Below are 20,337 nucleotides of genomic sequence, written 5' to 3' on the forward strand. Positions count from 1 at the left end.
CTGATCGCCGTACAGCCGTGAGGTGTTCTGTGTCCCCGCGTCGCAACCGCCCCAAGGGCGCCGGAGAGTCGAGGGCGTCCGCGGGCGCGGAGCCGCCGGGGCGCTACGGCGGGTTCCAGAGCGTCGAGACCTGGCAGGGCGAGCAGTGGAGCGTACGCCATGTCGCGGGCGCGAGTTCGGCGGGCAAGCGCTACCGCTGCCCCGGCTGCGACCAGGAGATCCCCTCGGCGCTCGCGCACGTGGTGGCCTGGCCGGAGCACTCGGGGGTGGACGAGCGCAGGCACTGGCACAAGGCGTGCTGGAACGCGAAGGACCGCCGCACCACGCGGGTGCAGCGGTCCCGTAACGCGCCCAGGTACTAGCCCGTCGTGCGGTTGTACGACGGGCTCTGTGCGGCTAGACGTCGCGCTTCTCCAGGAGGGCGAAGGCGCCGCCGAGTGCGAGCACCGTCACGACGACGAGCACGACCAGCTGGGGCGTGCCGTGGCTGCCGTCGACGCCGTCCAGGCCGAAGATCTTCGCGAGCGAGTTGATGGCGTTGTAGTCCGACATCTTCTCGGCGAGCGACTCCGTGCTCTTCCAGATCATCAGGAACCCGGGCAGGATCGCCGGCACGAGGACCAGGCCGAGCATCGCGGTGATGGCGCCCGCGGAGTGCCGCAGCATGGAGCCCACGGCGAGCGCGAGCACACCGAGCAGCGAGACGTACAGGCCGCCCTTGAGGACCGTGCCCGCCCAGGCGACGTCGCCGGCCTCCGGGCCGCTGTTCATCGAGGAGGTCGCGAGGCCCACCAGGAGGATGGAGCCCGCGGAGACGACGAAGGCCGTGATGAAGAAGACGACGACCTTCGCGGTCAGCACGCGGTAGCGCTGCGGGGACGCCGTGAACGTCGTACGGATCATGCCCGTGCCGTACTCGGACGAGGTCACCAGGACGCCGAGCGTGATCAGGCAGATCTGGCCCAGCATCAGGCCGAAGAACGCCGGGATCGTGAACGGCACGTCCGCGTAGTCCTCGGGACCGGTTTGCGCCGCGGCGAGCAGGCCGATGCCGATGACCAGGGCGAGGAAGATGCCGAGCGTCCACATCGTCGAGCGGACGGACTTGATCTTCGTCCACTCGGAGGCGAGGGCGTTGCCGAGGTGGGTCTTCTTGACCGGGATCGGCGAGGTGTAGGCGTTGGCCATCGCCTGCTGCCAGGCGGAGGGCGGCGCCGGGGCGGCGGGCGGGGGAGCCATCGGGGCGCCCTGGGCCATCGGGGCGCCCTGCGCGGGAGCACCGGCCTGGGCGTACGCCTGCTGGGGCTGCGGGGCCTGCTGCGCCTGCGGCTGCTGCTGCGGAGTCTCAGGCGTGGTCATCGGGCGGCGTCCTTGTTGTCGGTGTGGCCGGTGGCGCCCTTGGTCAGGTCGGGCGCGGGAGCGGGTGCGGGGGAGGTGGGCGGCTGCGGCGCGGTGGCGTACGGGTTCGGCGTCCCGGGCGCGGCCTGCGGCTGCTGCTGCGGCATCGCGAAGGGCTGACCGCCCTGCTGGGGCGGCGGCGGGGCGTACCAGCCGGGCTGGCCCTGGCCGGGCACCGGCGGCTGACCCTGCGGCAGCGCGCCGGGGGGCATGGCGCCGGGCTGCATCGGCTGCTCGAAGCCCGCGCGCTGGTCGACCGTGGAGCGGTAGTCGACGGCGCCCTGCGTCATCCGCATGTACGCCTCCTCCAGCGAGGCCTGGTGCGGGGACAGCTCCCACAGGCGGACGTCGGCGCCGTGCGCGAGGTCGCTGATGCGGGGGAGCGGCAGCCCGGTCACGCGCAGCGCGCCGTCCTGCTCGGGCAGGACCTGGCCGCCGGCCTCGCTCAGCGCGGCCGACAGCTTCTCGCGCTGCTGGGGGTCGGTGTCCGGCGTACGCACCCGCGCGAAGTCCGCGGAGTTGTGCGAGATGAAGTCCTTGACGCTCATGTCGGCGAGCAGCTGGCCGCGGCCGATCACGATCAGGTGTTCGGCGGTGAGTGCCATCTCGCTCATCAGGTGGGACGACACGAAGACCGTGCGCCCCTCGGCCGCGAGCGACTTCATCAGGTTGCGGACCCAGAGGATGCCCTCGGGGTCGAGGCCGTTGACCGGCTCGTCGAAGAGGAGCACCTGCGGGTCACCGAGGAGCGCCGCCGCGATGCCGAGGCGCTGGCCCATGCCGAGCGAGAAGCCCTTGGAGCGCTTCTTCGCCACGTCCTGGAGGCCGACGACGCCGAGCACCTCGTCGACCCGGCGGGCCGGGATACCGGAGAGCTGGGCGAGGCAGAGCAGGTGGTTGCGGGCGTGCCGGCCGCCGTGCACGGCCTTGGCGTCGAGCAGCGCGCCGACCTGGCGCGGGGCGTTGGGGAGCTTGCGGTACGGGTAACCGCCGATCGTCACCTGCCCCGTGGTGGGTGTGTCGAGCCCGAGGATCATGCGCATCGTCGTCGACTTGCCGGAGCCGTTGGGCCCGAGGAAGCCGGTGACGGTACCGGGCCGCACCTGGAAGGAAAGGTTGTACACGGCTGTCTTGGCGCCGTAGCGCTTCGTCAGGCCGACTGCCTCGATCATTCTCCGCACCCATCGAATGGTTCAGGACGTCGGGGCACACGCCCCCGTAAGGGTTAGGAGGATAACGGGGGGCTGACGGTTCCAGCCAAGAGCAGGTAAAAGCGCTTACAGCCCCGAAAGCTCCGTCCATGGCAGCACCCAGCCCTCCTCGGCGAAGAGGCGAGTGCCCCGCGCACGCAGCCCGGGGTCGCCGGCGGCCCGCCGCACCCAGGTCGCCGCGTCGGGCCCGAGCAGCTCGCGCAGCCGCGGCGAGGCGTCGAGCAGCGCGTCGAGCAGCGCGGCCTGGTCGCCGCCGCCGGGCCGCGGCAGCCGGGTCGCGGGGTCGGCGAGGACCCCGCGCACACTGACGTACAAGGACGCCTCACCGAGCGGCTCCCCGGACGGCAGGGTCATCCCGTAGGCCTCGCCCGGCAGCAGGGCCCGCCGGTAGTTGGGTAGCTCGGTGCCGTCGACCGCGGCGAGCTGCGCCGCGTCCAGCCACGAGACGACCAGCGTGGCCTCGGCCGCCGGGGCGGGGTAGGGGGCGGCCGCCACGTACCCGGCGCGGCCGATGTGCGCCGAGCAGCCGATGCCGATGCCGCGTACCCGTACGGGCACCATGGGCACGGCCGCGGGGACGCCGTGCCGGGCCAGCTTGTGGGCGATCTGCCCGGGGGAGGCGTTCGAGCCGACGGCGATGACGGGGGTGCGGCGGCGCAGCGGCGACTGCCCGAGCATGGCCAGGGCCTCGTCGAGCGAGGTGCCTCCGTCGGCGGTCCACTGACCGAGGCCGCCGGGCGTCGCCCGCAGCGGCAGCAGTTCGGCGCCGGTCAGCAGGGAGGGCACGGTGACCGGCAGCCCGGGATAGCTGAGCGGCTGGAGCGCGGGCACGCCGTCGAGTCCGAGCGCGGCGAGCCCGCGGTCCTGCGTCGTCACACGCCCCCCTGTGGCCCTACGCCCGTCAGGACGCCCCGGTCACGCGCCCCTCGTCTTCACGCGCCCCTCGTCTTCACGCGTCCCTCTTCTTCAGCAGTACGTACCCACCGAGCAGCGCCACGACCACCCACGCCACCATGATCGCGAGCCCGCCCCACGGCCCGTACGGGGTGTCGTCGCCGAACGGCGTCTTGACCTGCATGATCTTGCTGCCGGCCTGATCGGGCAGGAAGCGGCCGACCTTCTTGGTGGCCGACACATTGCCGAGGATGCTGGAGATCAGGAAGAAGAACGGCATCAGGATGCCCAGCGACAGCATCGGGCTGCGCAGCATCGCCGCCACGCCCATCGAGAACATCGCGATGAGCGTCATGTACAGCCCGCCGCCGATGACGGCCCGCAGCACACCGGGGTCGCCGATCCCGGCCCGGTAGGGCCCCAGCATGGCCTGCCCCACGAAGAACGCGATGAAGCTGGTGGCCAGACCCACGACGAAGGCGAGCAGCGTGGCCACCAGCACCTTGCCGAACAGGAACGCGCCGCGCTGCGGGACCGCCGCGAGCGAGGTGCGGATCATCCCGGTGCTGTACTCGTTCGAGACGACGAGCACCCCGAAGACGATCATCGCGAGCTGGCCGAGGGACATCCCCGCGAAGCTGATGAAGGTCGCGTCGAAGGTCAGCTTGTCCCTGGCGTCCAGGCTGTCGTAGTCGTTCTTGGACAGGATGCTGATCAACGCCCCGAGCGCGACCGTGACGACGACGGCGAGGCCGAGCGTCCACACGGTCGAGGAGACCGACCTGATCTTGGTCCACTCCGATTTCAGTACCTGTGCGGCGGCCATCGCTCAGGCTCCCTTCCGTCGCTGCTGCCAGCCGTCGCCCCACCCGGGGGCCTGCTCCGGCGGACTGGCCCCCGCGTGGTCCGAGCGTGGGCGGTCCGAGTGCGCGTGGTACTCGACCGACTCCGCCGTGAGCCGCATGAACGCCTCCTCCAGGGAGGCCTGCTGAGGGCTCAGCTCATGGAGTACGAGCCGGTGGCCCGCGGCGAGTTCGCCGAGCCGCTCCGAGGCCGTGCCGTCCACTTCGAGGGCGCCGTCGCCCGCCTCGACCGCGGGGATGCCCGCCTGGTGCAGCACGTCGAGGAGCCGCTCGCGCTCCGGGGAGCGCAGCCGGACGTACGACCGTGAGTTCTGCCGGATGAAGTCGGTCATCGAGGTGTCGGCGAGGAGGCGGCCCTGGCCGATGACGACGAGGTGGTCGGCGGTGAGGGCCATCTCGCTCATCAGGTGCGAGGAGACGAAGACCGTACGCCCTTGTGAGGCAAGGGACTTCATGAGGTTCCGGATCCAGTGGATGCCCTCGGGGTCGAGGCCGTTGACCGGCTCGTCGAACATCAGGATCTCGGGGTCGCCGAGCAGCGCGCCCGCGATGCCGAGGCGCTGCCCCATACCGAGCGAGAAGCCCTTGGCCTTCTTCTTGGCGACGGCGGTCAGCCCAACGGTGTCGAGGACCTCCCGGACGCGCCCGCGCGGGATGCCGTTGCTCTGCGCCAGACAGAGCAGGTGGTTGAAGGCGCTGCGACCGCCGTGCATGGCCTTGGCGTCAAGCAGGGCGCCGATGTACTTGAGGGGGTCCTTCAGCTGGGAGTAGTGCTTGCCGTCGATGCGGACGTCGCCGGCCGACGGGTTGTCGAGCCCGAGCATCATGCGCATGGTGGTGGACTTCCCCGCGCCGTTCGGCCCGAGGAAGCCGGTGACGATGCCGGGGTGGACGGTGAAGGTCAGGTTGTTGACGGCCACCTTCTCGCCGTACCGTTTGGTCAGCCCCGAGAGCTCGATCATGCGGCAACGCTAGAACGGGCCGTGGCCCTCTGCCACCGGAGTGGCAAAGGGCCACGAAGGGGCGCGGGGAACTGCGCGACCAGCCACAGCCGGTCCGCAGGTCCCGTACTCGCTAGCGGGTCTGCTGCGCCGGGACACCTCGGGAGACCGGCTCGTCGTCGGCGGGCGTACCGGCGGCGGCCACGGCCGCGCCGGTGAGCGTCGCCAGCATCTCCCGCACATTGGTGAGCTGCGCGTTGATGGAGTCGCGCCGGTTGGTGAGCGCCGCCAGTTCCCGCTCGGATTCCGAGCGGATCCGGTCGGCCTTGGCGTTCGCGTCGGCCACGATGTCCTCGGCCTGCCGCTGAGCGGTCTCGACGGTCTGACGCGCGCGACGCTCCGCGTCCGTCCGCAGCTTCTCCGCCTCCAGACGCAGCTGCTCCGCACGGTGCTCGATCTCCGCGAGGCGCTTCTCCGCCTTGGCCTGACGGGACGCCAGGTCGCGCTCGGACTGCTCACGCCGCTTGGCGAGATTCGTCTCGAAGTCGGCGGCGGCCTGCGCGGCCTTGGCGCGGGTCTCCTCGAAGAGGGCGTCCGCCTCCTCACGCTTGGACTGCGCGTCCTTCTGGGCCTCGGCCCGCAGCGCGTTCGCCTCGCCCTTGGCCTTCTCGACGATCCGGACGCCCTCGTCCTCGGCCTTCGCCTTGCGCTCGGACGCGAACGACTCCGCGTCGTTGCGCACCTGCTGGGCGGCGGACTCGGCCAGCTCGCGGTGCTGTTCGGCCGCGCGACGGGCCTCCTCGCGCAGGTCCTTCGCCTCCTCCTCGGCGAGGCGGAGGATCTTCTCGACGCGGGCACCGAGACCGGCGTACGACGGCTCGGCGTCGGCGACCTGGGCCTGGGCGTTCTGCGTCTCGAGGTGCAGCTCCTCGATGCGCTTTTCCAGAGCAGTGATACGGGCAAGAGCACTGTCACGGTCGGAGACGAGCTTGGAGATACGTTCGTCCACCTGAGCGCGGTCGTACCCACGCCGCACAAGCTCGAAGCCGTAGGGGGAAGTGTCGCTCATGGGGTTCCTGTCGAATGAGACCGGTGAGGTGATAGAGGAATCCTAGGGGTCCAGGCGGCGTGTCATCGAGCAGATGCCCGTTTGATCTGGAGAATGACACCCCTTTTGAGTGGCAGGACGTCAGAGTGCTTGCCAGCGACAGGGCCGAAGGTCCTCCTCAGAGCACGGTAGGTCCTCTTTGGCTAGCCCTCTGACGTCTTGCCACCCGAACGAGGCGATCCGGCCACGGCCCCCGCCTTGACGCCCCCCGCTCCGGATCCGCTGTTGGACGGAGCCTTCGCACCCCCCGTCGGGGCCTCGAAAGACTCCAACGCCTCCAGCACGTCCTGGACACGGGAGATCTCCGTGTTGATGTCCTCGCGGCGCCGCACCAGGACCTCCAGCTCGCGCTTGCCCTCCTCGACCGTGCGCGTCGCCTCGGCCTCCGCCTCGGCCTTGATCCGCTCGGCCTCACCGACCAGCGTGGCCTTCTTGGTCTCGGCCTCCTTCAGCAGAGCCTCGGCCTTCTTCACGGCGGCGATACGGACCTTGCCCGCCTCGGAGTTGGCGTCGGAGACCATCTCCTTCGCCTTCGCCTGAGCCTCGGCAAGCTGCTCCTCGGCGGCCTTCACCAGCGCGTCACAGCGCTCGCCCGCCGACTTCATCGCCTCCGCGGACTCGCGGCGCGCCCGCTCGTGCAGCTCCTCGATCTCGGTGGTCAGCCGGTCACGCTGCTCCTCCGAGCGCTCTCTTATGGCCGTCGCGTCGCGCCGGGCGCCGACCAGCAGCTCGTCCGCGTCCGTACGGGCCTTCTCCACCAGGGAGTTGCCCTCTATCGTCGCCTCGGCGACCAGCCGCTCGGCCTCCTTGCGGGCCGCGCCGACCATCGTGTCGGCCTGCGCCTCGGCGTCCGTGGTCGCCTTCAGGGCCTTCTCCTGGGCGTCCGACGTCAGCTTCTCGGCCTCGGCCGCGGCTTCCGTGATGAGCGTGTCGACCTGCTCGGCGGCCTCCTGGCGGCGCTTGTTGGCGGCCTGGCGGGCCTCGTCCAGGGTGCGCTCGGCCTCCTCGCGCGCCTCGGACGTGAGCCGCTCGGCCTCCCGGGCCGCGTCCGCCTTGAGGCGCTCGGCGTCGGAGCGGATCCGCTCGGCGTGCTGCTGGGCGGAGTTGACCGCCTCGGCGGCCTCTGCCCGCAGCCGCTCCGCGTCGCCGGAGGCGTCCGAGATGAGCTTCTCGGCCTTGGCCACGGACTCCGCGCGGACCCGCTCGGCCTCCGCCGTCGTCTCCGCCTTGAGGCGCTCGGCCTCGGCGGTGGACTCGGCGCGCAGCCGCTCGGCCGCCGCGGCGGACTCGGTCGTGAGGCGCTCCGCCTCCGCCGTCGACTCGGCCTTGAGCCGCTCGGCCTCCGCGATCGTCTCGTTCTGCAACAGCTCGGCCTCGCTGCGGGCCTCGCCGATCAGCGTGTCGGCCTGGGCCGCCGCGTCACTGCGGATGCGGTTGGCGTCCTCACGGGCGTCGGCCCGCGTGCGGGCGGCGTCCTGCTCGGCCTGCGCGATGGTGTCGGAGGCCTCCGTGCGCACCCGCTGGGCGTGCTCCGAGGCGTCCGAACGCATCCGCTCGGCCTCCGCGATCGCGTCCGCGACCGTACGCTCCGCGAGGGCCTTGGCGGCCTCAGAGGCCTCCGTCGCCTCGCGCCGGGTGCGATGGGCGTCCTCGGTGGCGCGCTCCCGCTCGGCGTGGGCGTCGGCGCGGACGCGGTCGGCCTCCTCCTGCGCCTCCGTCCTCGTACGCTCCGCGGCGTGCTCGGCGGCCGAGCGCAGGCCCGCGACCTCCTCCTGCGCCGCCTCGTGCAGGCCGGCGACGGAGTCCCGTACGGACTGGGCGGTCTGTTCGGCGGCCGAGACCATCTCGGTCGCGCGGCGGTCGGCCTCCTCGACGAGGCGGACGGCCTCGGCCTGCGCCTCCTCGACGCGCTTGCGGGCGGAGGCGAGAAGCTCCTCGCTCTGCTCGCGGGCCCGCTCGCGCTCCTGATCGGCCTCCGCGCGCGCGGAACCCAGGGTCTCCTCGGCCTCGCGGCGGCGCCGCGCCGCCTCCTCCTGGGCGGCGGCCAGCTCCTCGGCGGCCTCCGCGCCGACCCGCTCGGCGGCGGCCGCGGCCTCCGCGCGCACCCGGTCGGCGGACTCCTGCGCCTCGGTCTTCAGCCGCTCGGCCTCGGCCGCGGCCTCCGAACGCAGCCGCACGGCGAGGGCCTCGCCCTCCGCGCGGGCCTGCGAGGCGTCGGCGGCCGCCTCGTCGCGCAGCCGCTCGGCCTCCGTCTCGGCCTGCGACTGGAGGGTGCGGATCCGCTCGGCGGACTCCGCGCGCAGCCGGTCGGTCTCGTCCGTGGCCTCCTTGCGCATGCGCGCGGCTTCCGAACGTGCGTCGGTCAGCGCCTGCTCGGCGGCGGCCAGGCGCTCCTCGGCCTCCGTGTGCAGCCGCGTCAGCTCCTCGGCGGCCTCGGCCTGCCGTGCCGCTATGGCCCGCTCGGTCTCCTCACGCAGCGCCCGCGCGGCCTCCTCGGCCTCCGCCCTGGTGGCCTCGGCCTGCTCGGCGGCCTCCTCGCGGTGCCGCTCGGCCTCGGCGCGGGTGCGCTCCAGGGTCTCCTCGGCCTGCGTACGCAGCGCCGTGGCGCGCTCCACGGCCTCGGTGCGCAGCCGCTCGCTCTCGGCGGTCGCGGCCGTGCGCAGCTCCTCGGCGTCGGCCTTGGCCTTGGCCAGCAGCTCCTCGGCGGACTTGGCCGCCTCCTCGATCTCCTTGACGGCCTCGCGCCGCGCCTCGCCCCGGATGCGCTCGCCCTCGGAGACCGCCTCGGCCCGCAGCTGCTCGGCCTCGCCGCGCAGCCTGCGCGCCTCCTCCTGGAGCTCGACGGTCTTGGCGCGGTACTCCTTGGTGTCGTCCTTCGCCGCGCCCTTCAGCTCCTCGGCGATGTCGTGCGCCTCGGCGCGCAGCCGGTCCGCCTCCGCCTCGGCCTCGGAGCGGATCCGCTCGGCCTCGTCGGTGGCGGCCTTCGTGGTCTCCTTGGCGTTCTTCGAGGCCTTGTCCAGGACCTCCTCGGCCGTCCGCGCGGCCTTCGCGAGCTGGCCCGCGGTCTCCTCGGCGGTGATCGTGCGCGCCTTCTCGGCGGCGTCCGCGATCAGCTTCTCGGCCTCCGCGCGGGCGTCGGCGATCAGCTGCTCGGCCTCGGACTTGGCGGACTCGGCCTCCTTGGTGGCCTCGCCGACGAGCCGGGCGACCTGCTCCTTGGCGGTGCGCGTGCGCTGCTCGCCCGCGGCCTCGGCGGCCGCGAGCTGCTTGCCCGCGCTCTCCTTGGCCTCGGCGAGCACCTTCTCGGCCTCGGCGCGTGCCTCGCGCAGCAACGCGTCGGCCTCGGCCATGCGCTGCTCGGCCGCGCGGCTCGCCTCGGCGGCCTGGCGGCGGGCCTGCTCGGACTCGGTCGCCGTGGTGGAGCGCAGCTGCTCGGCGTGGTCGGTGGCCTCCTGGGCCTGCGTGGAGGCGGCGTTCAGGAGGCGCTCGGCGTCCGAACGGGCGCGGCGCAGGATGGCCTCGGCCTCGGCGCGGGCGGCCTCGGCGTCGCTCGCCAGGCGTCGGCGGGCCTGCTCGGCTACGCGCTCGGCCTCGGCGCGGGCGGCGGCCAGGGCCTGGTCGGCCTCGGCGCGCGACTCGTCCAGAAGGCGGCGGGCCTGCTGCTCGGTGCGGGCCCGCAGCTGCTCGGCCCACGCCACGTTCTCGTTGACGTGCGACTCGACGGTCTGGCGGCGCTCGGCCAGCTCCTGGTCGAGCTGCTGGCGGCGCGCGACGGCCTCGGCGTGCAGCTCGGACTGGAGCCTGGCCTGCTGCTCGGCGTGCTCCTGGAGGATGCGCTGGGTCTGCGCCCGGGCGTCGCGCAGCTCGCGCTCGGCGTCCGCGCGCAGCTGCTCGGCCTGGATCTGCGCGTTACGCAGCAGCTGTTCGGCCTGGTAACCGATGTCCGCGCTGTCGTAGGCAGGGCGGTTCGCGAGGTTGCGGCGCGCCTCGTGCAGCTTGGCGCGCAACACCTCGACCTGGTAGCCGAGGTCCTCGGCGTGCTGGACGGCTTTCTCCCGCTCGGTCTTCAGCCGGTCCATCTCGGCCTCGAACCGCGAAAGACTGTCGGTCTCAGCCCGCGAGTTCTCTTGGCGTTCGTAGCCCCGCACTGCGCGGTCCCATCCTTCCCCGAGCTCTCGGCTGCGCTCGAGCAGGGGAGGCCCCACTCCTGGTCGCAATTCTCTCCATCGAGCCTCGTCCATCTGCCGGACGAGGCCCCCGGGGGAATGGTGTCAGATCAACGGCGGAGCATGGGTTGCTGCCCCGACGCTCGTCCCCCGAAACCCGGACCCCGGCACGCGGCCGCCCAGCTTTCGGGCAGCCTGCCGCCCCGACTTCGGACGGCCAGTCACTAACCCTACCGGCCCAGATATACGGAGGTCAGTGCTCCGGTGTCTCGGAGGGCGCCGAAGTGACGAGTTCGGTCAGAACTCCGTGGCAGTCCTTGGGGTGGAGGAACGTGATGCGGGACCCCATGGAGCCGATCCGCGGCTCGTCGTACAGCACCCGGACGCCCTTGTCCTTGATGGCCGCGGCGTCGCCGTCCACGTCCGCGGTGCCGAAGGCGATGTGGTGGACGCCCTCGCCGTTCTTGGCCAGCCACTTGCCCACCGCGGAGTCGTCCCGCGTGGGCTCGAGGAGCTGGAGGTAGGAGGCACCTCCGTCACTGGTCTCGTTGATCTTGAGCATGGCCTCGCGCACACCCTGCTCTTCGTTGATCTCGGTGTGGAAGACCGTGAATCCGTACGTCTTCCGGTAGAACTCGACGGTCTTGTCGAGGTCGAAACAGGCGATCCCGATGTGGTCGATTCGCGTCAGCATGCTTCAAGTGCAGCGCTTCATGCGGTGATTACGCAACGTGCGCGCGATCACACCCGCCGCCCGATGACGCACGGGGTACTGCTCAGTACATTCAGATAAACCCTCGTTAACTCCTCCTCCCAAGGGGCCGTGGCACATGTCTCGAACGTCCGGTACCACCTCAGTGATCGTCGCGGGCGCGCGCACGCCCATGGGCCGCCTGCTCGGCTCCCTGAAGTCCTTCTCGGGTGCGGACCTGGGGGGCTTCGCGATCAAGGCCGCGCTCGACCGCGCCGGCATCGGCGGCGACCAGGTCCAGTACGTGATCATGGGCCAGGTGCTCCAGGCCGGGGCGGGGCAGATCCCGGCGCGCCAGGCCGCCGTCAAGGCGGGCATCCCGATGAACGTCCCCGCGCTCACCGTGAACAAGGTGTGTCTGTCGGGCCTCGACGCGATCGCGCTCGCCGACCAGCTGATCCGCGCGGGCGAGTTCGACATCGTCGTCGCGGGCGGCCAGGAGTCGATGACCAACGCCCCGCACCTGCTCCCCAAGTCGCGCGAGGGCCACAAGTACGGCGCGATCGAGATGCTCGACTCGATGGCGTACGACGGTCTGACCGACTCCTTCGAGGGCGTCGCCATGGGCGAGTCCACCGAGAAGCACAACAGCCGCCTCGGCATCGCCCGCCCCGAGCAGGACGAGATCGCCGCCCTCTCGCACCAGCGGGCCGCCGCCGCGCAGAAGAACGGCCTGTTCGAGGCCGAGATCACACCGGTCGAGATCCCGCAGCGCAAGGGCGACCCGGTGCTCTTCTCCAAGGACGAGGGCATCCGCCCCGAGACCACCGCCGAGTCCCTCGGCAAGCTGCGCCCCGCCTTCGCCAAGGACGGCACGATCACCGCGGGCACGGCCTCGCAGATCTCCGACGGCGCCGCGGCGGTCGTCGTCATGTCCAAGGCCAAGGCCGAGGAGCTGGGCCTGGACTGGATCGCGGAGATCGGCGCGCACGGCAACGTGGCGGGCCCGGACAACTCCCTCCAGTCGCAGCCGTCCAACGCCATCCGGCACGCCCTGAAGAAGGAGGGCCTGGACGTCGCGGACCTGGACCTCATCGAGATCAACGAGGCCTTCGCCGCCGTCGCGGTGCAGTCAATGAAGGACCTCGGAGTGTCCTCGGAAAAGGTGAACGTCAACGGCGGGGCCATCGCGCTGGGTCACCCGATCGGGATGTCCGGCGCGCGTGTCGTGCTGCACCTCGCCCTGGAGCTGAAGCGGCGCGGTGGCGGTGTGGGCGCGGCGGCGCTGTGCGGTGGCGGTGGCCAGGGCGACGCGCTGATCCTCAAGGTGGCGAAGGGCTGACCCCGCCGGTCGTCCCGTCCCGTACGTAGCGAACGGAGCTGTCTCATGCAGGACGTCCCCTCCCTGGTGGCGCAGGCCCGCGAGGGCAGGCCGCGGGCCGTGGCCCGGCTGATCTCACTGGTCGAGGGGGCGTCGCCGCAGCTGCGCGAAGTGATGGCGGCGCTTGCTCCATTGGCGGGACACGCGTACGTGGTCGGGATCACCGGATCGCCCGGTGTCGGCAAATCCACCTCCACGTCCGCTCTGGTCAGCGCCTACCGGCGGGCCGGGAAGCGGGTCGGCGTACTCGCCGTCGACCCGTCGTCACCCTTCTCCGGGGGCGCGCTCCTCGGTGACCGGGTGCGGATGTCCGAACACGCGTCCGACCCCGGCGTCTACATCCGCTCCATGGCCACGCGCGGCCACCTCGGCGGGCTCGCATGGGCCGCGCCGCAGGCGATCCGCGTGCTGGACGCGGCGGGCTGCGACGTCGTACTGGTGGAGACCGTCGGTGTCGGGCAGTCCGAGGTGGACATCGCCTCGCAGGCGGACACCTCGGTGGTCCTGCTCGCGCCGGGCATGGGCGACGGTATCCAGGCGGCCAAGGCCGGGATCCTGGAGATCGGTGATGTGTACGTCGTCAACAAGGCGGACCGGGACGGCGCGGACGCGACCGCGCGGGAGCTGAACCACATGCTCGGCCTCGGGGAGTCGAGGGGGCCCGGCGACTGGCGGCCGCCCATCGTGAAGACGGTCGCGGCGCGGGGCGAGGGCATCGACGAGGTCGTCGAGGCGCTGGAGAAGCACCGGGCGTGGATGGAGGAGCGGGGGGTCCTCGCCGAGCGGCGGGTCTCCCGTGCCTCCCGGGAGGTCGAGACGATCGCGGTCACCGCGCTGCGTGAGCGGATCGGGTCCGTCCACGGGGACCGGCGGCTCTCCTCGCTGGCGGAGCGGATCGTCGCGGGGGAGCTTGACCCTTATGCGGCGGCCGATGAGCTGGTCGACGGGGTCACCGCGGGATGACCTGAGCCGCATCCGCACGGAAGACGCCTCGGGGGCGGCGTCCAAGGACGCCGCCCCCGAGGCGGATGTGTGTGGTGCCGGCGGTCAGTCGTCCGAGCCGTCCTCGGCCTGGTCGTCGCGGTCGTCGTCGGCCTGGTCGGCCTGGTCGTCGTGGTCATCGTTGCGGTCCGCCGTGACCTTGCCGGTCTTCAGGTCGACGTTCCACTCGGACTCGGCGCCCTTGGCGCCCGTGGTCTCCACGCCCCAGGCGCCCGAGGTGCCGTCGTCGTCCAGGTCCACGGAGGTCACCGTGCCCTTGTCGGCGCCGGCGCGCGCGGCGTCCTCGGCGCTGGTGGACGCGCCCTTGAGCGCGGAGTTCACCCGGGCGGCGTCGGCGGCGTCGTCACCGTCGTCGTCCTTGTCGACCCAGGTGCCGAGCACCTTGCCGGTGCCGGGGTCGACCTCGACCTCGTGCCAGGTGCCGCCCTTCAGGATGTCGACGCCCCAGACCAGGCCGCCGTCCTCCTCGTCCAGCTCGGCGGAGACCGCGGTGCCGGGGGTCTTCGCGAGCGCCGCCCTGATCGCGTCGGCGGCCGTCACCTTGGCGGCCTTGGCCTCGGCGGTGTTCTCGGCGGCGTCGTCGGCGTCGTCGCGGTCGTCGCCCTGGCCGTCGTCGTCCTTGCGGTCGTTGTCCTTCACCTGGACGCTCGACTGCTTGGCGGCCGTCTCGTCGTCGCCGGTGGTCGCGAGGGCGGTGGCGGTGCCTCCCGTGATCAGGGCCGCGGCGGCGACGGTGGCGATGACGATGTTGCGCTTCATGAGGGATTCCTCCAGAGACGGGGGCGAGTGTGCCGCGGCCCGGGGGCCGCTGCCGTTCGCTTGCTACGAGGACCAATCTGGCTGAACGATCCTGAACGGAAGCTGAAGCCGCCTGAAGAACTCTTCAGGTTCGCTCTGCCACCCTGAACGCATGCGTTTGTTGATCGTGGAGGACGAGAAGCGGCTGGCCCTGTCGCTCGCCAAGGGCCTGACCGCCGAGGGCTACGCCGTCGACGTCGTCCACGACGGCGTCGACGGACTGCACCGCGCGAGCGAGGGCACGTACGACCTGGTCGTCCTCGACATCATGCTGCCCGGCATGAACGGCTACCGCATCTGCTCCACGCTCCGCGCCGCGGGCAACGACGTGCCGATCCTGATGCTCACCGCCAAGGACGGCGAGTACGACGAGGCGGAGGGCCTGGACACGGGCGCCGACGACTACCTCACCAAACCGTTCTCGTACGTCGTGCTCGTGGCCCGCGTGAAGGCCCTGCTGCGCCGCCGCGGCAACGGCGGCCCGTCGCCCCTCCACACGCTGGGCGACCTGAGGGTCGACACGGCCGCGCGCCGCGTCTTCCGCGGCGAGGACGAAGTCACCCTCACCGCGAAGGAGTTCGCGGTCCTGGAGCAGTTGGTGCTGCGGGCCGGGGAGGTCGTCTCCAAGGGCGACATCCTGGAGCACGTCTGGGACTTCGCGTACGAAGGGGACCCGAACATCGTCGAGGTGTACGTGAGCACGCTGCGCCGCAAGCTGGGCGCGGCCCTCATCAGGACGGTGCGCGGCGCCGGTTACCGTCTGGAGGCCCCGCGGTGACGCGGCTGTTCGGTTCCGTGCGCGCCCGGGCCACCCTCGGCGCGAGCCTGGTCGTCGCCCTCGCCCTGGTCGCGGCGGGCGCCGCCGTGCTGCTCTCGCTGCGCACCAACCTCACCGGCCAGGCGGACGGCCGCGCCGACTCCGCTGCCCGCGAGGTCGCCTCCCAGCTCGCGACGGGCCGGGCGTACGACGATCTCGACCTGCCGGACGGCGAGGACGCCCCGGTCCAAGTGGTCGACGAGGACGGGAGGTTGGTGGCCGCCAGCGAGGACCTGGAGCGGATCAGCGGCACCGGGACCGACGCGGTCAAGCCCGGTGCCGCCGCCGCGAAGCAGTCCGGGGGCAAGGACGGTGGCGAGGAGGGCGACGAGGACGGTGACGGCACGGAGAGCGCGGAGAGCAGCGACGCGGCCGACCCCGCCGAGGCCGCCGAGCGCGGTGAGATCGACGGCGACGCCGAGTACACCGGCGGCTCCGCCACCGTCGACGGCGAGAGCGCCGACTACCGCTTCGCCGCCGTCGAGGTGAGCACGGAGGACAAGGGCGACCTCACCGTCTACGCGGGCGGCTCGCTCACCGACGAACAGAGCGCGGTCTCGACGGCGTTGACGTCCATGCTCATCGGCTTCCCCCTGCTGCTCGGTGTCGTCGCGGGCGTCACCTGGCTGGTGACGCGCCGCGCGCTGCGCCCGGTGGCCGCGATCACCGCGGAGATGTCCGCGATCACCGCGTCGGAGGACCTCGCGCGCCGCGTGCCCGAGCCGGACACGCACGACGAGATCGCCCGCCTCGCCCGCACCACGAACGAGACGCTGACCGCCCTACAGACCTCCGTGGAGCGCCAGCGGCGCTTCGTGGCGGACGCCTCGCACGAACTGCGCAGCCCCATCGCCTCGCTCCGCACCCAGCTCGAGGTCGGCGCCGCCCACCCGGAGCTGCTGGACGTCGACGGCGCCGTGGAGGACACCGTGCGGCTTCAGGGGCTCGCCGCCGACCTGCTGCTTCTCGCCCGCCTCGACGCGGGCGAGAAGCCCGGCGAGGCACGCGTCGACCTGGCGGCCTTCGTCCGCGAGGAGCTGTCGCAGCGCACGCGGAACCGCGTCGACGTACACACGGACCTGACGAGCGTGGAAGTCGCTGGCTCCCGCGGCCAGTTGGCGCGGGTGCTCGGCAACCTCCTGAACAACGCGCAACGGCACGCGGTCTCCCGCGTCACGGTCACCACCCGGGCCGATGGCGCGTGGGCGGTCCTTGAGGTGTCCGATGACGGGAGCGGAGTGCCCCCGGGTGAGCGGGAGCGGATCTTCGAGCGGTTCGTACGTCTGGATGACGCGCGGACCCGCGACGAGGGCGGGGCCGGTCTGGGCCTCGCGATCGCCCGGGACGTGGCGGCGCGGCACGGCGGCACTCTGGGGGTCAGGGAGGCGCCGTCCGGGGGTGCGCTCTTCGAGCTCCGGTTGCCCGCCCCCCAGTCCTCGGCGGATTGAGTGACGTCACGACCGGCGGCCGCGGGAGCGGTCAGGGTTTGCCGCGCTGGGAGCGCAGGTGTTCCGCGATCGGGGTCAGGGCCTTGTGCAGTTCGGTGAGCGCCTCGGGGGAGACGAGGTCGACGAAGTGCCGCCGCACGGAGGCGACGTGGTGCGGGGCCACCTTCTGCATGGTCTCCATGCCCTCCTCGGTGAGGACGGTGTAGAGGCCGCGCCGGTCGGACTCGCAGTTCTCACGGCGCACCAGGCCCGCGTTCTCCATACGGGTGATCTGGTGGGACAGGCGGCTCTTGGACTGGAGGGTGGCGGCGGCGAGATCGCTCATGCGCATCCGCAGCTCTTCCGATTCGGAGAGATGCACGAGAATGTCGTAGTCGTTCATGGTCAGGTTGAACGGCTGAAGGTCCTTTTCGAGCTGATATGTCAGCATCCTGTTGACCTCCACGTGGGTGCGCCAAGCGCACTGTTCCTCGTCGGTCAGCCACTGCGGGGCCGTCTCGGTCTCCATGGAATCGATTCTACCTAAGAAGTTGAAAGGTGAACGAATGGTGGGATGTGACGCGCCTCGCATCCCCTGGTCGCGGGGAGGGGTACAGGCGTTCGCCGTCACACTCCGCAGACTACCGCTCACAGCCCGAAGCGACGCTGGAGGTCCCCCAGTTGTCCGGGAAGACGCGGTGCACCGGATTGCTGCCCCGGTTGAGTGGGAGCGCTCCTCCCACCCGGCACCCCTGCCTGGTCCGGCACCCCTCCGGCGGCCTGCTCGGGCAGCAGCGCCTCGGACGACTGGAGCAGCACCGTGCCGGCGCCCACGAACTCGAATTGGTGCTCCTCTCCGGAGGTGCCGCCGATGCCGGTCAGCGCCCGCATGCCCCCGATCACACCGGTGAGGTAACCGTGGTCATAGTGATGGCACGGTGAAGGGCAGTCGGCCCACCCCACGAGCGCCTGTGGATCGACGCGGATCGGGGGTTCCATGAACACCACCGGACCGTTCGACGCGGCCACGAACTTTCCGGTTCCGATGAGTGTCAGGAAGCCCGGAACGATCGATTGCTTCAGAGCGAGAGTTGGCTGAAAAGCGAGGAGGTTGCCCGAGCGAATGGTCAGGTTGCCCTCATCGAGGTCGTACGAATTCACGTCGAAGGCCCGGTCGGCGAGGAGCATCTTGCCCTGGCCGTCCGCCACGACCCAGTCACTTGCGTGCAGCGGCGAATGAAAACTCGTCCGTACCAGGCGGTCGAGACGGCCGTGCCCTATGCCGTTGAAGTCGATCCGCCCGTAGTAGGCGATCATCTTCCCCTTCTGTAGGAACCACTGGCTTCCCTTGAGCTCCACGCAGAAGGTGTACGCGTTGACGTTGTCGTCGCTCGGCAGCGTCAGGGGGTCGAGGACCGCGGGCGCGCCCGCCGGGGTCGAGATGCGGGGATTCACAGCTTCTCCTCCGAGGCCTGGACGTACACCGTGCCGCTTCCCGACAGCTCCAGCTGGAACGCCTCTCCGGAGCCCCGGCCCACCATGTCGCGCCAGCCCAGCGCTGTGGAGAGCTTGTTGCGCACGTCGCCGTGGTGCGCCACATAGGCCTGGGGGTCGACATGGACCGGGCGCTGCGGGGTGATCGGCACCTCGATCACCCCGCCGTGCGCCATGACGGCGACCGCGCCGTGACCCTTCAGGGTCGTGGTGAACAGGCCCTGGCCGGTGACCTGGCCGCGCACCATGCCCATGACGCCGCCCTGGGAGCCCATGAACATCGTGCCCTGCTGGAGCGTGCCGTCGAAGGCGAGCAGGCGGTCCGCCTCCACGTACAGGGTGTCTCCGGACAGCTCGATCACCTGGATGTGGTGGCCGCCGTGCCCGAACAGGACCGTCCCGGTGGGGGTGCCCGCCCGGCCGTGAGGGCCTTGGTGGACCTCGACCGTCATCAGCGGGGCCGCCTCGCCCGCGACCCGGCGCCCGATCATGGACGCCAGACCGCCCTGCCCGCCCTGGAGGTTGGGCGTGAACGAGACGTCTCCCCGATAGGCCAGCATGGCGCCGCGCTGACTGAAGATCTTGGCTCCCGGGGTGACCGTCGCCTCGACCATCTTCGAGTTGATCTGCCGGAAAGGCATGTCAGACATCCCCCGCGATCGTGGTGCGCTCACTGGGCTGTACGTAGACGAGGCCGTCGCCCTCGAAGCGGATCTGGAAGGCCTCGCCGCCGCCCTCGCCCATGAACGTGCGGAAGGTGACGCCGGACTGGAAGCTCTGGCGGACGTCCCCCTGGTGCGCGATGTACGCGCCCGGGTCGACCGTCAGCGGATACTGCCGGGAGACGCGCAGCACCACCGCGGGGCCGTCGGAGACGATCGCCGCCTGGCCCGTGCCCTCGACGGTCGTGGTGAACAGGCCGTTCCCCTGTGTCGCGCCGCGCAGGCCCGTGAAGCTGGTGCCGGTGCGCAGGCCGGCGTCGGTGCACAGCAGATTGCCCGCCTCGACGTACAGCTTCTCGCCGCGCAGCTCCACCAGATTGATCTCGGTGGCGCGGTCGGCGAACCAGCAGGTGCCATGCCCCTTCACCTCCATCACCGTCATCTGCTCGCCGGTCACGCGGCGCGTCACCATGCCGCGGATGCCCTCGCCGCCGCCGGACATCTTCTTGAAGGCCATCTGGCCGTCGTAGGCGACCATCGAGCCGTTCTTCGCTTTCACGGCGTCGCCGGTCATGTCGACGGCGAGCACTCTGCTCCCTTGGAGCCGGAACGTAGCCACGAATCGACGGTAGCCCCCGCGTACCCGCCCAGAACAGGGTGAACGCCCCTGAGCGAACCCCGAGAACCCCCCGATGTCACAATGGGGGTCGCTTGTGCGCGCGTTCACAAGATCGGCGCCGCCGAGCGCGCAGCCCCCTCCCGCCGCCCCCACCCCACCGAAGGTGACCCGTGGACATCAAGACCGCTTCCGCACTCCGCCGCCTCCGCCTGGTCTCGGCCCCCGAGGCCGTCTCCTTCCTGCTGCTGCTCGTCTGCTCGGTGCTCAAGCGGACCACGGAGTTCAACGCCGTGCCGGCGATGGGCATGATCCACGGCGTGCTCTTCGTGCTGTACGTGATCTTCTGGCTGGACGCCTGGAACCGCACGAAGTGGGACCTCAAGACCGCCGCCCTGTACTTCGTCCTCTCCGTCCTGCCGACCGGCGGCTTCTTCGCCGAACGCAAGCTGAAGCGCGAGGCCGAGTCCGCGGTGATCGCGTCGCGCGCCCGCAAGGAAGGGATCGTCAACGCATGATCGTCGCCTTCTCCGTGACCCCGCTCGGCGTCGGTGAGGACGTCGGCGAGTACGTGGCCGACGCCGTCCGCGTCGTCCGCGAGTCGGGCCTGCCGAACAAGACCGACGCGATGTTCACCTCCGTCGAGGGCGAGTGGGACGAGGTCATGGACGTCGTCAAGCGCGCCGTCGCCGCCGTGGAGGCGCGGGCGCCCCGCGTCTCCGTCGTCATGAAGGCGGACATCCGCCCCGGGATGACGGACGGTCTCACCTCCAAGGTCGAGACGGTGGAGCGCCACCTCTCCGCCTAGGTCCGCCTCTCCGTGTAGGTCCGCCTCCGTGCGCCTCGCAAGCCCCCGCCCTCCTGGGCG

At 71.5% G+C, this 20,337-nt stretch carries 20 protein-coding genes; 7 read left to right on the forward strand and 13 right to left on the reverse strand.

All coding sequences use genetic code 11. The features are described 5' to 3' along the window. Nucleotides 1-29: 29 nt before the first annotated feature. Nucleotides 30-362 carry a hypothetical protein gene (locus tag CP975_RS24575; protein ID WP_055533370.1) on the forward strand — a complete coding sequence of 111 codons (333 nt, stop codon included), beginning with the start codon at nucleotides 30-32 and terminating at the stop codon, nucleotides 360-362. A 34-nt stretch (nucleotides 363-396) separates the two neighbouring features. Here the strand turns inward: CP975_RS24575 and CP975_RS24580 are convergent, their stop codons facing one another. From CP975_RS24580 to mce, 8 genes are all read right to left on the reverse strand, one after another. Further along, complete coding sequence (locus CP975_RS24580; RefSeq protein ID WP_055533414.1) at nucleotides 397-1,239, reverse strand: ABC transporter permease; 843 nt, start codon at nucleotides 1,237-1,239, stop codon at nucleotides 397-399. Nucleotides 1,240-1,355: 116 nt separating this feature from the next. Then, entirely contained in the window at nucleotides 1,356-2,570 is a 1,215-nt protein-coding gene (locus CP975_RS24585; protein ID WP_055533368.1) for an ABC transporter ATP-binding protein, read from the reverse strand. A gap of 105 nt (nucleotides 2,571-2,675) precedes the next feature. After that, nucleotides 2,676-3,485: a hypothetical protein gene (locus CP975_RS24590; RefSeq protein ID WP_055533366.1), complete on the reverse strand. Its 810-nt coding sequence runs from the start codon at nucleotides 3,483-3,485 to the stop codon at nucleotides 2,676-2,678. 73 nt (nucleotides 3,486-3,558) lie between these two features. Beyond that, nucleotides 3,559-4,329, reverse strand: a complete 771-nt coding sequence (locus tag CP975_RS24595) for an ABC transporter permease (protein ID WP_055533364.1) — start codon at nucleotides 4,327-4,329, stop codon at nucleotides 3,559-3,561. A gap of 3 nt (nucleotides 4,330-4,332) precedes the next feature. Further along, the gene (locus tag CP975_RS24600; RefSeq protein ID WP_055533362.1) at nucleotides 4,333-5,328 is read right to left on the reverse strand and encodes an ABC transporter ATP-binding protein; all 996 of its coding nucleotides are present in this window, start codon (nucleotides 5,326-5,328) and stop codon (nucleotides 4,333-4,335) included. A 112-nt stretch (nucleotides 5,329-5,440) separates the two neighbouring features. Then, entirely contained in the window at nucleotides 5,441-6,376 is a 936-nt protein-coding gene (locus CP975_RS24605; protein WP_030789382.1) for a coiled-coil domain-containing protein, read from the reverse strand. A gap of 182 nt (nucleotides 6,377-6,558) precedes the next feature. Then, nucleotides 6,559-10,563 carry a polarized growth protein Scy gene (gene scy / locus CP975_RS24610; protein WP_055533360.1) on the reverse strand — a complete coding sequence of 1,335 codons (4,005 nt, stop codon included), beginning with the start codon at nucleotides 10,561-10,563 and terminating at the stop codon, nucleotides 6,559-6,561. A 271-nt stretch (nucleotides 10,564-10,834) separates the two neighbouring features. After that, entirely contained in the window at nucleotides 10,835-11,275 is a 441-nt protein-coding gene (mce, locus tag CP975_RS24615) for a methylmalonyl-CoA epimerase (RefSeq protein WP_055533358.1), read from the reverse strand. A 136-nt stretch (nucleotides 11,276-11,411) separates the two neighbouring features. Here mce and CP975_RS24620 point away from each other — a divergent pair, with 136 nt between their 5' ends. Continuing rightward, entirely contained in the window at nucleotides 11,412-12,614 is a 1,203-nt protein-coding gene (locus CP975_RS24620; protein WP_055533356.1) for an acetyl-CoA C-acetyltransferase, read from the forward strand. Nucleotides 12,615-12,659: 45 nt separating this feature from the next. Next, nucleotides 12,660-13,616: a methylmalonyl Co-A mutase-associated GTPase MeaB gene (gene meaB / locus CP975_RS24625; protein WP_055533354.1), complete on the forward strand. Its 957-nt coding sequence runs from the start codon at nucleotides 12,660-12,662 to the stop codon at nucleotides 13,614-13,616. 84 nt (nucleotides 13,617-13,700) lie between these two features. On the opposite strand, the gene CP975_RS24630 is transcribed toward meaB, so the two are convergent. Continuing rightward, entirely contained in the window at nucleotides 13,701-14,414 is a 714-nt protein-coding gene (locus CP975_RS24630; RefSeq protein WP_055533353.1) for a PepSY domain-containing protein, read from the reverse strand. A gap of 151 nt (nucleotides 14,415-14,565) precedes the next feature. Between CP975_RS24630 and CP975_RS24635 the strand changes: the two genes are divergently transcribed. Both CP975_RS24635 and CP975_RS24640 read left to right on the forward strand, forming a co-directional pair. Beyond that, entirely contained in the window at nucleotides 14,566-15,231 is a 666-nt protein-coding gene (locus CP975_RS24635; RefSeq protein WP_055533352.1) for a response regulator transcription factor, read from the forward strand. After that, nucleotides 15,228-16,718 carry a sensor histidine kinase gene (locus CP975_RS24640; RefSeq protein WP_055533350.1) on the forward strand — a complete coding sequence of 497 codons (1,491 nt, stop codon included), beginning with the start codon at nucleotides 15,228-15,230 and terminating at the stop codon, nucleotides 16,716-16,718. The genes CP975_RS24635 and CP975_RS24640 overlap by 4 nt, the downstream gene beginning before the upstream one ends. A gap of 31 nt (nucleotides 16,719-16,749) precedes the next feature. On the opposite strand, the gene CP975_RS24645 is transcribed toward CP975_RS24640, so the two are convergent. The 4 genes from CP975_RS24645 to CP975_RS24660 form a co-directional block, all read right to left on the reverse strand. Continuing rightward, nucleotides 16,750-17,226 (reverse strand): MarR family winged helix-turn-helix transcriptional regulator, encoded by a 477-nt coding sequence (locus CP975_RS24645; RefSeq protein ID WP_055533348.1) that lies wholly within the window; start codon nucleotides 17,224-17,226, stop codon nucleotides 16,750-16,752. 119 nt (nucleotides 17,227-17,345) lie between these two features. Then, a complete protein-coding gene (locus CP975_RS24650) occupies nucleotides 17,346-18,140 on the reverse strand; it encodes an AIM24 family protein (RefSeq protein ID WP_055533412.1) in 795 nt (264 codons plus the stop codon). An 8-nt stretch (nucleotides 18,141-18,148) separates the two neighbouring features. Then, entirely contained in the window at nucleotides 18,149-18,832 is a 684-nt protein-coding gene (locus tag CP975_RS24655; RefSeq protein WP_055533346.1) for an AIM24 family protein, read from the reverse strand. Nucleotide 18,833: 1 nt separating this feature from the next. Continuing rightward, complete coding sequence (locus CP975_RS24660) at nucleotides 18,834-19,472, reverse strand: AIM24 family protein (RefSeq protein ID WP_150477353.1); 639 nt, start codon at nucleotides 19,470-19,472, stop codon at nucleotides 18,834-18,836. Nucleotides 19,473-19,642: 170 nt separating this feature from the next. Here CP975_RS24660 and CP975_RS24665 point away from each other — a divergent pair, with 170 nt between their 5' ends. Both CP975_RS24665 and CP975_RS24670 read left to right on the forward strand, forming a co-directional pair. Next, nucleotides 19,643-19,987, forward strand: coding sequence for a DUF3817 domain-containing protein (locus CP975_RS24665; RefSeq protein ID WP_055535270.1), 345 nt, complete (start codon nucleotides 19,643-19,645; stop codon nucleotides 19,985-19,987). Next, nucleotides 19,984-20,277, forward strand: coding sequence for an MTH1187 family thiamine-binding protein (locus tag CP975_RS24670; protein ID WP_055535271.1), 294 nt, complete (start codon nucleotides 19,984-19,986; stop codon nucleotides 20,275-20,277). Before CP975_RS24665 ends, CP975_RS24670 begins: the two co-directional genes overlap by 4 nt. Nucleotides 20,278-20,337 lie beyond the last annotated feature (60 nt).

Source organism: Streptomyces alboniger, assembly GCF_008704395.1.
In the GTDB taxonomy this organism is placed as follows: domain Bacteria; phylum Actinomycetota; class Actinomycetes; order Streptomycetales; family Streptomycetaceae; genus Streptomyces; species Streptomyces alboniger.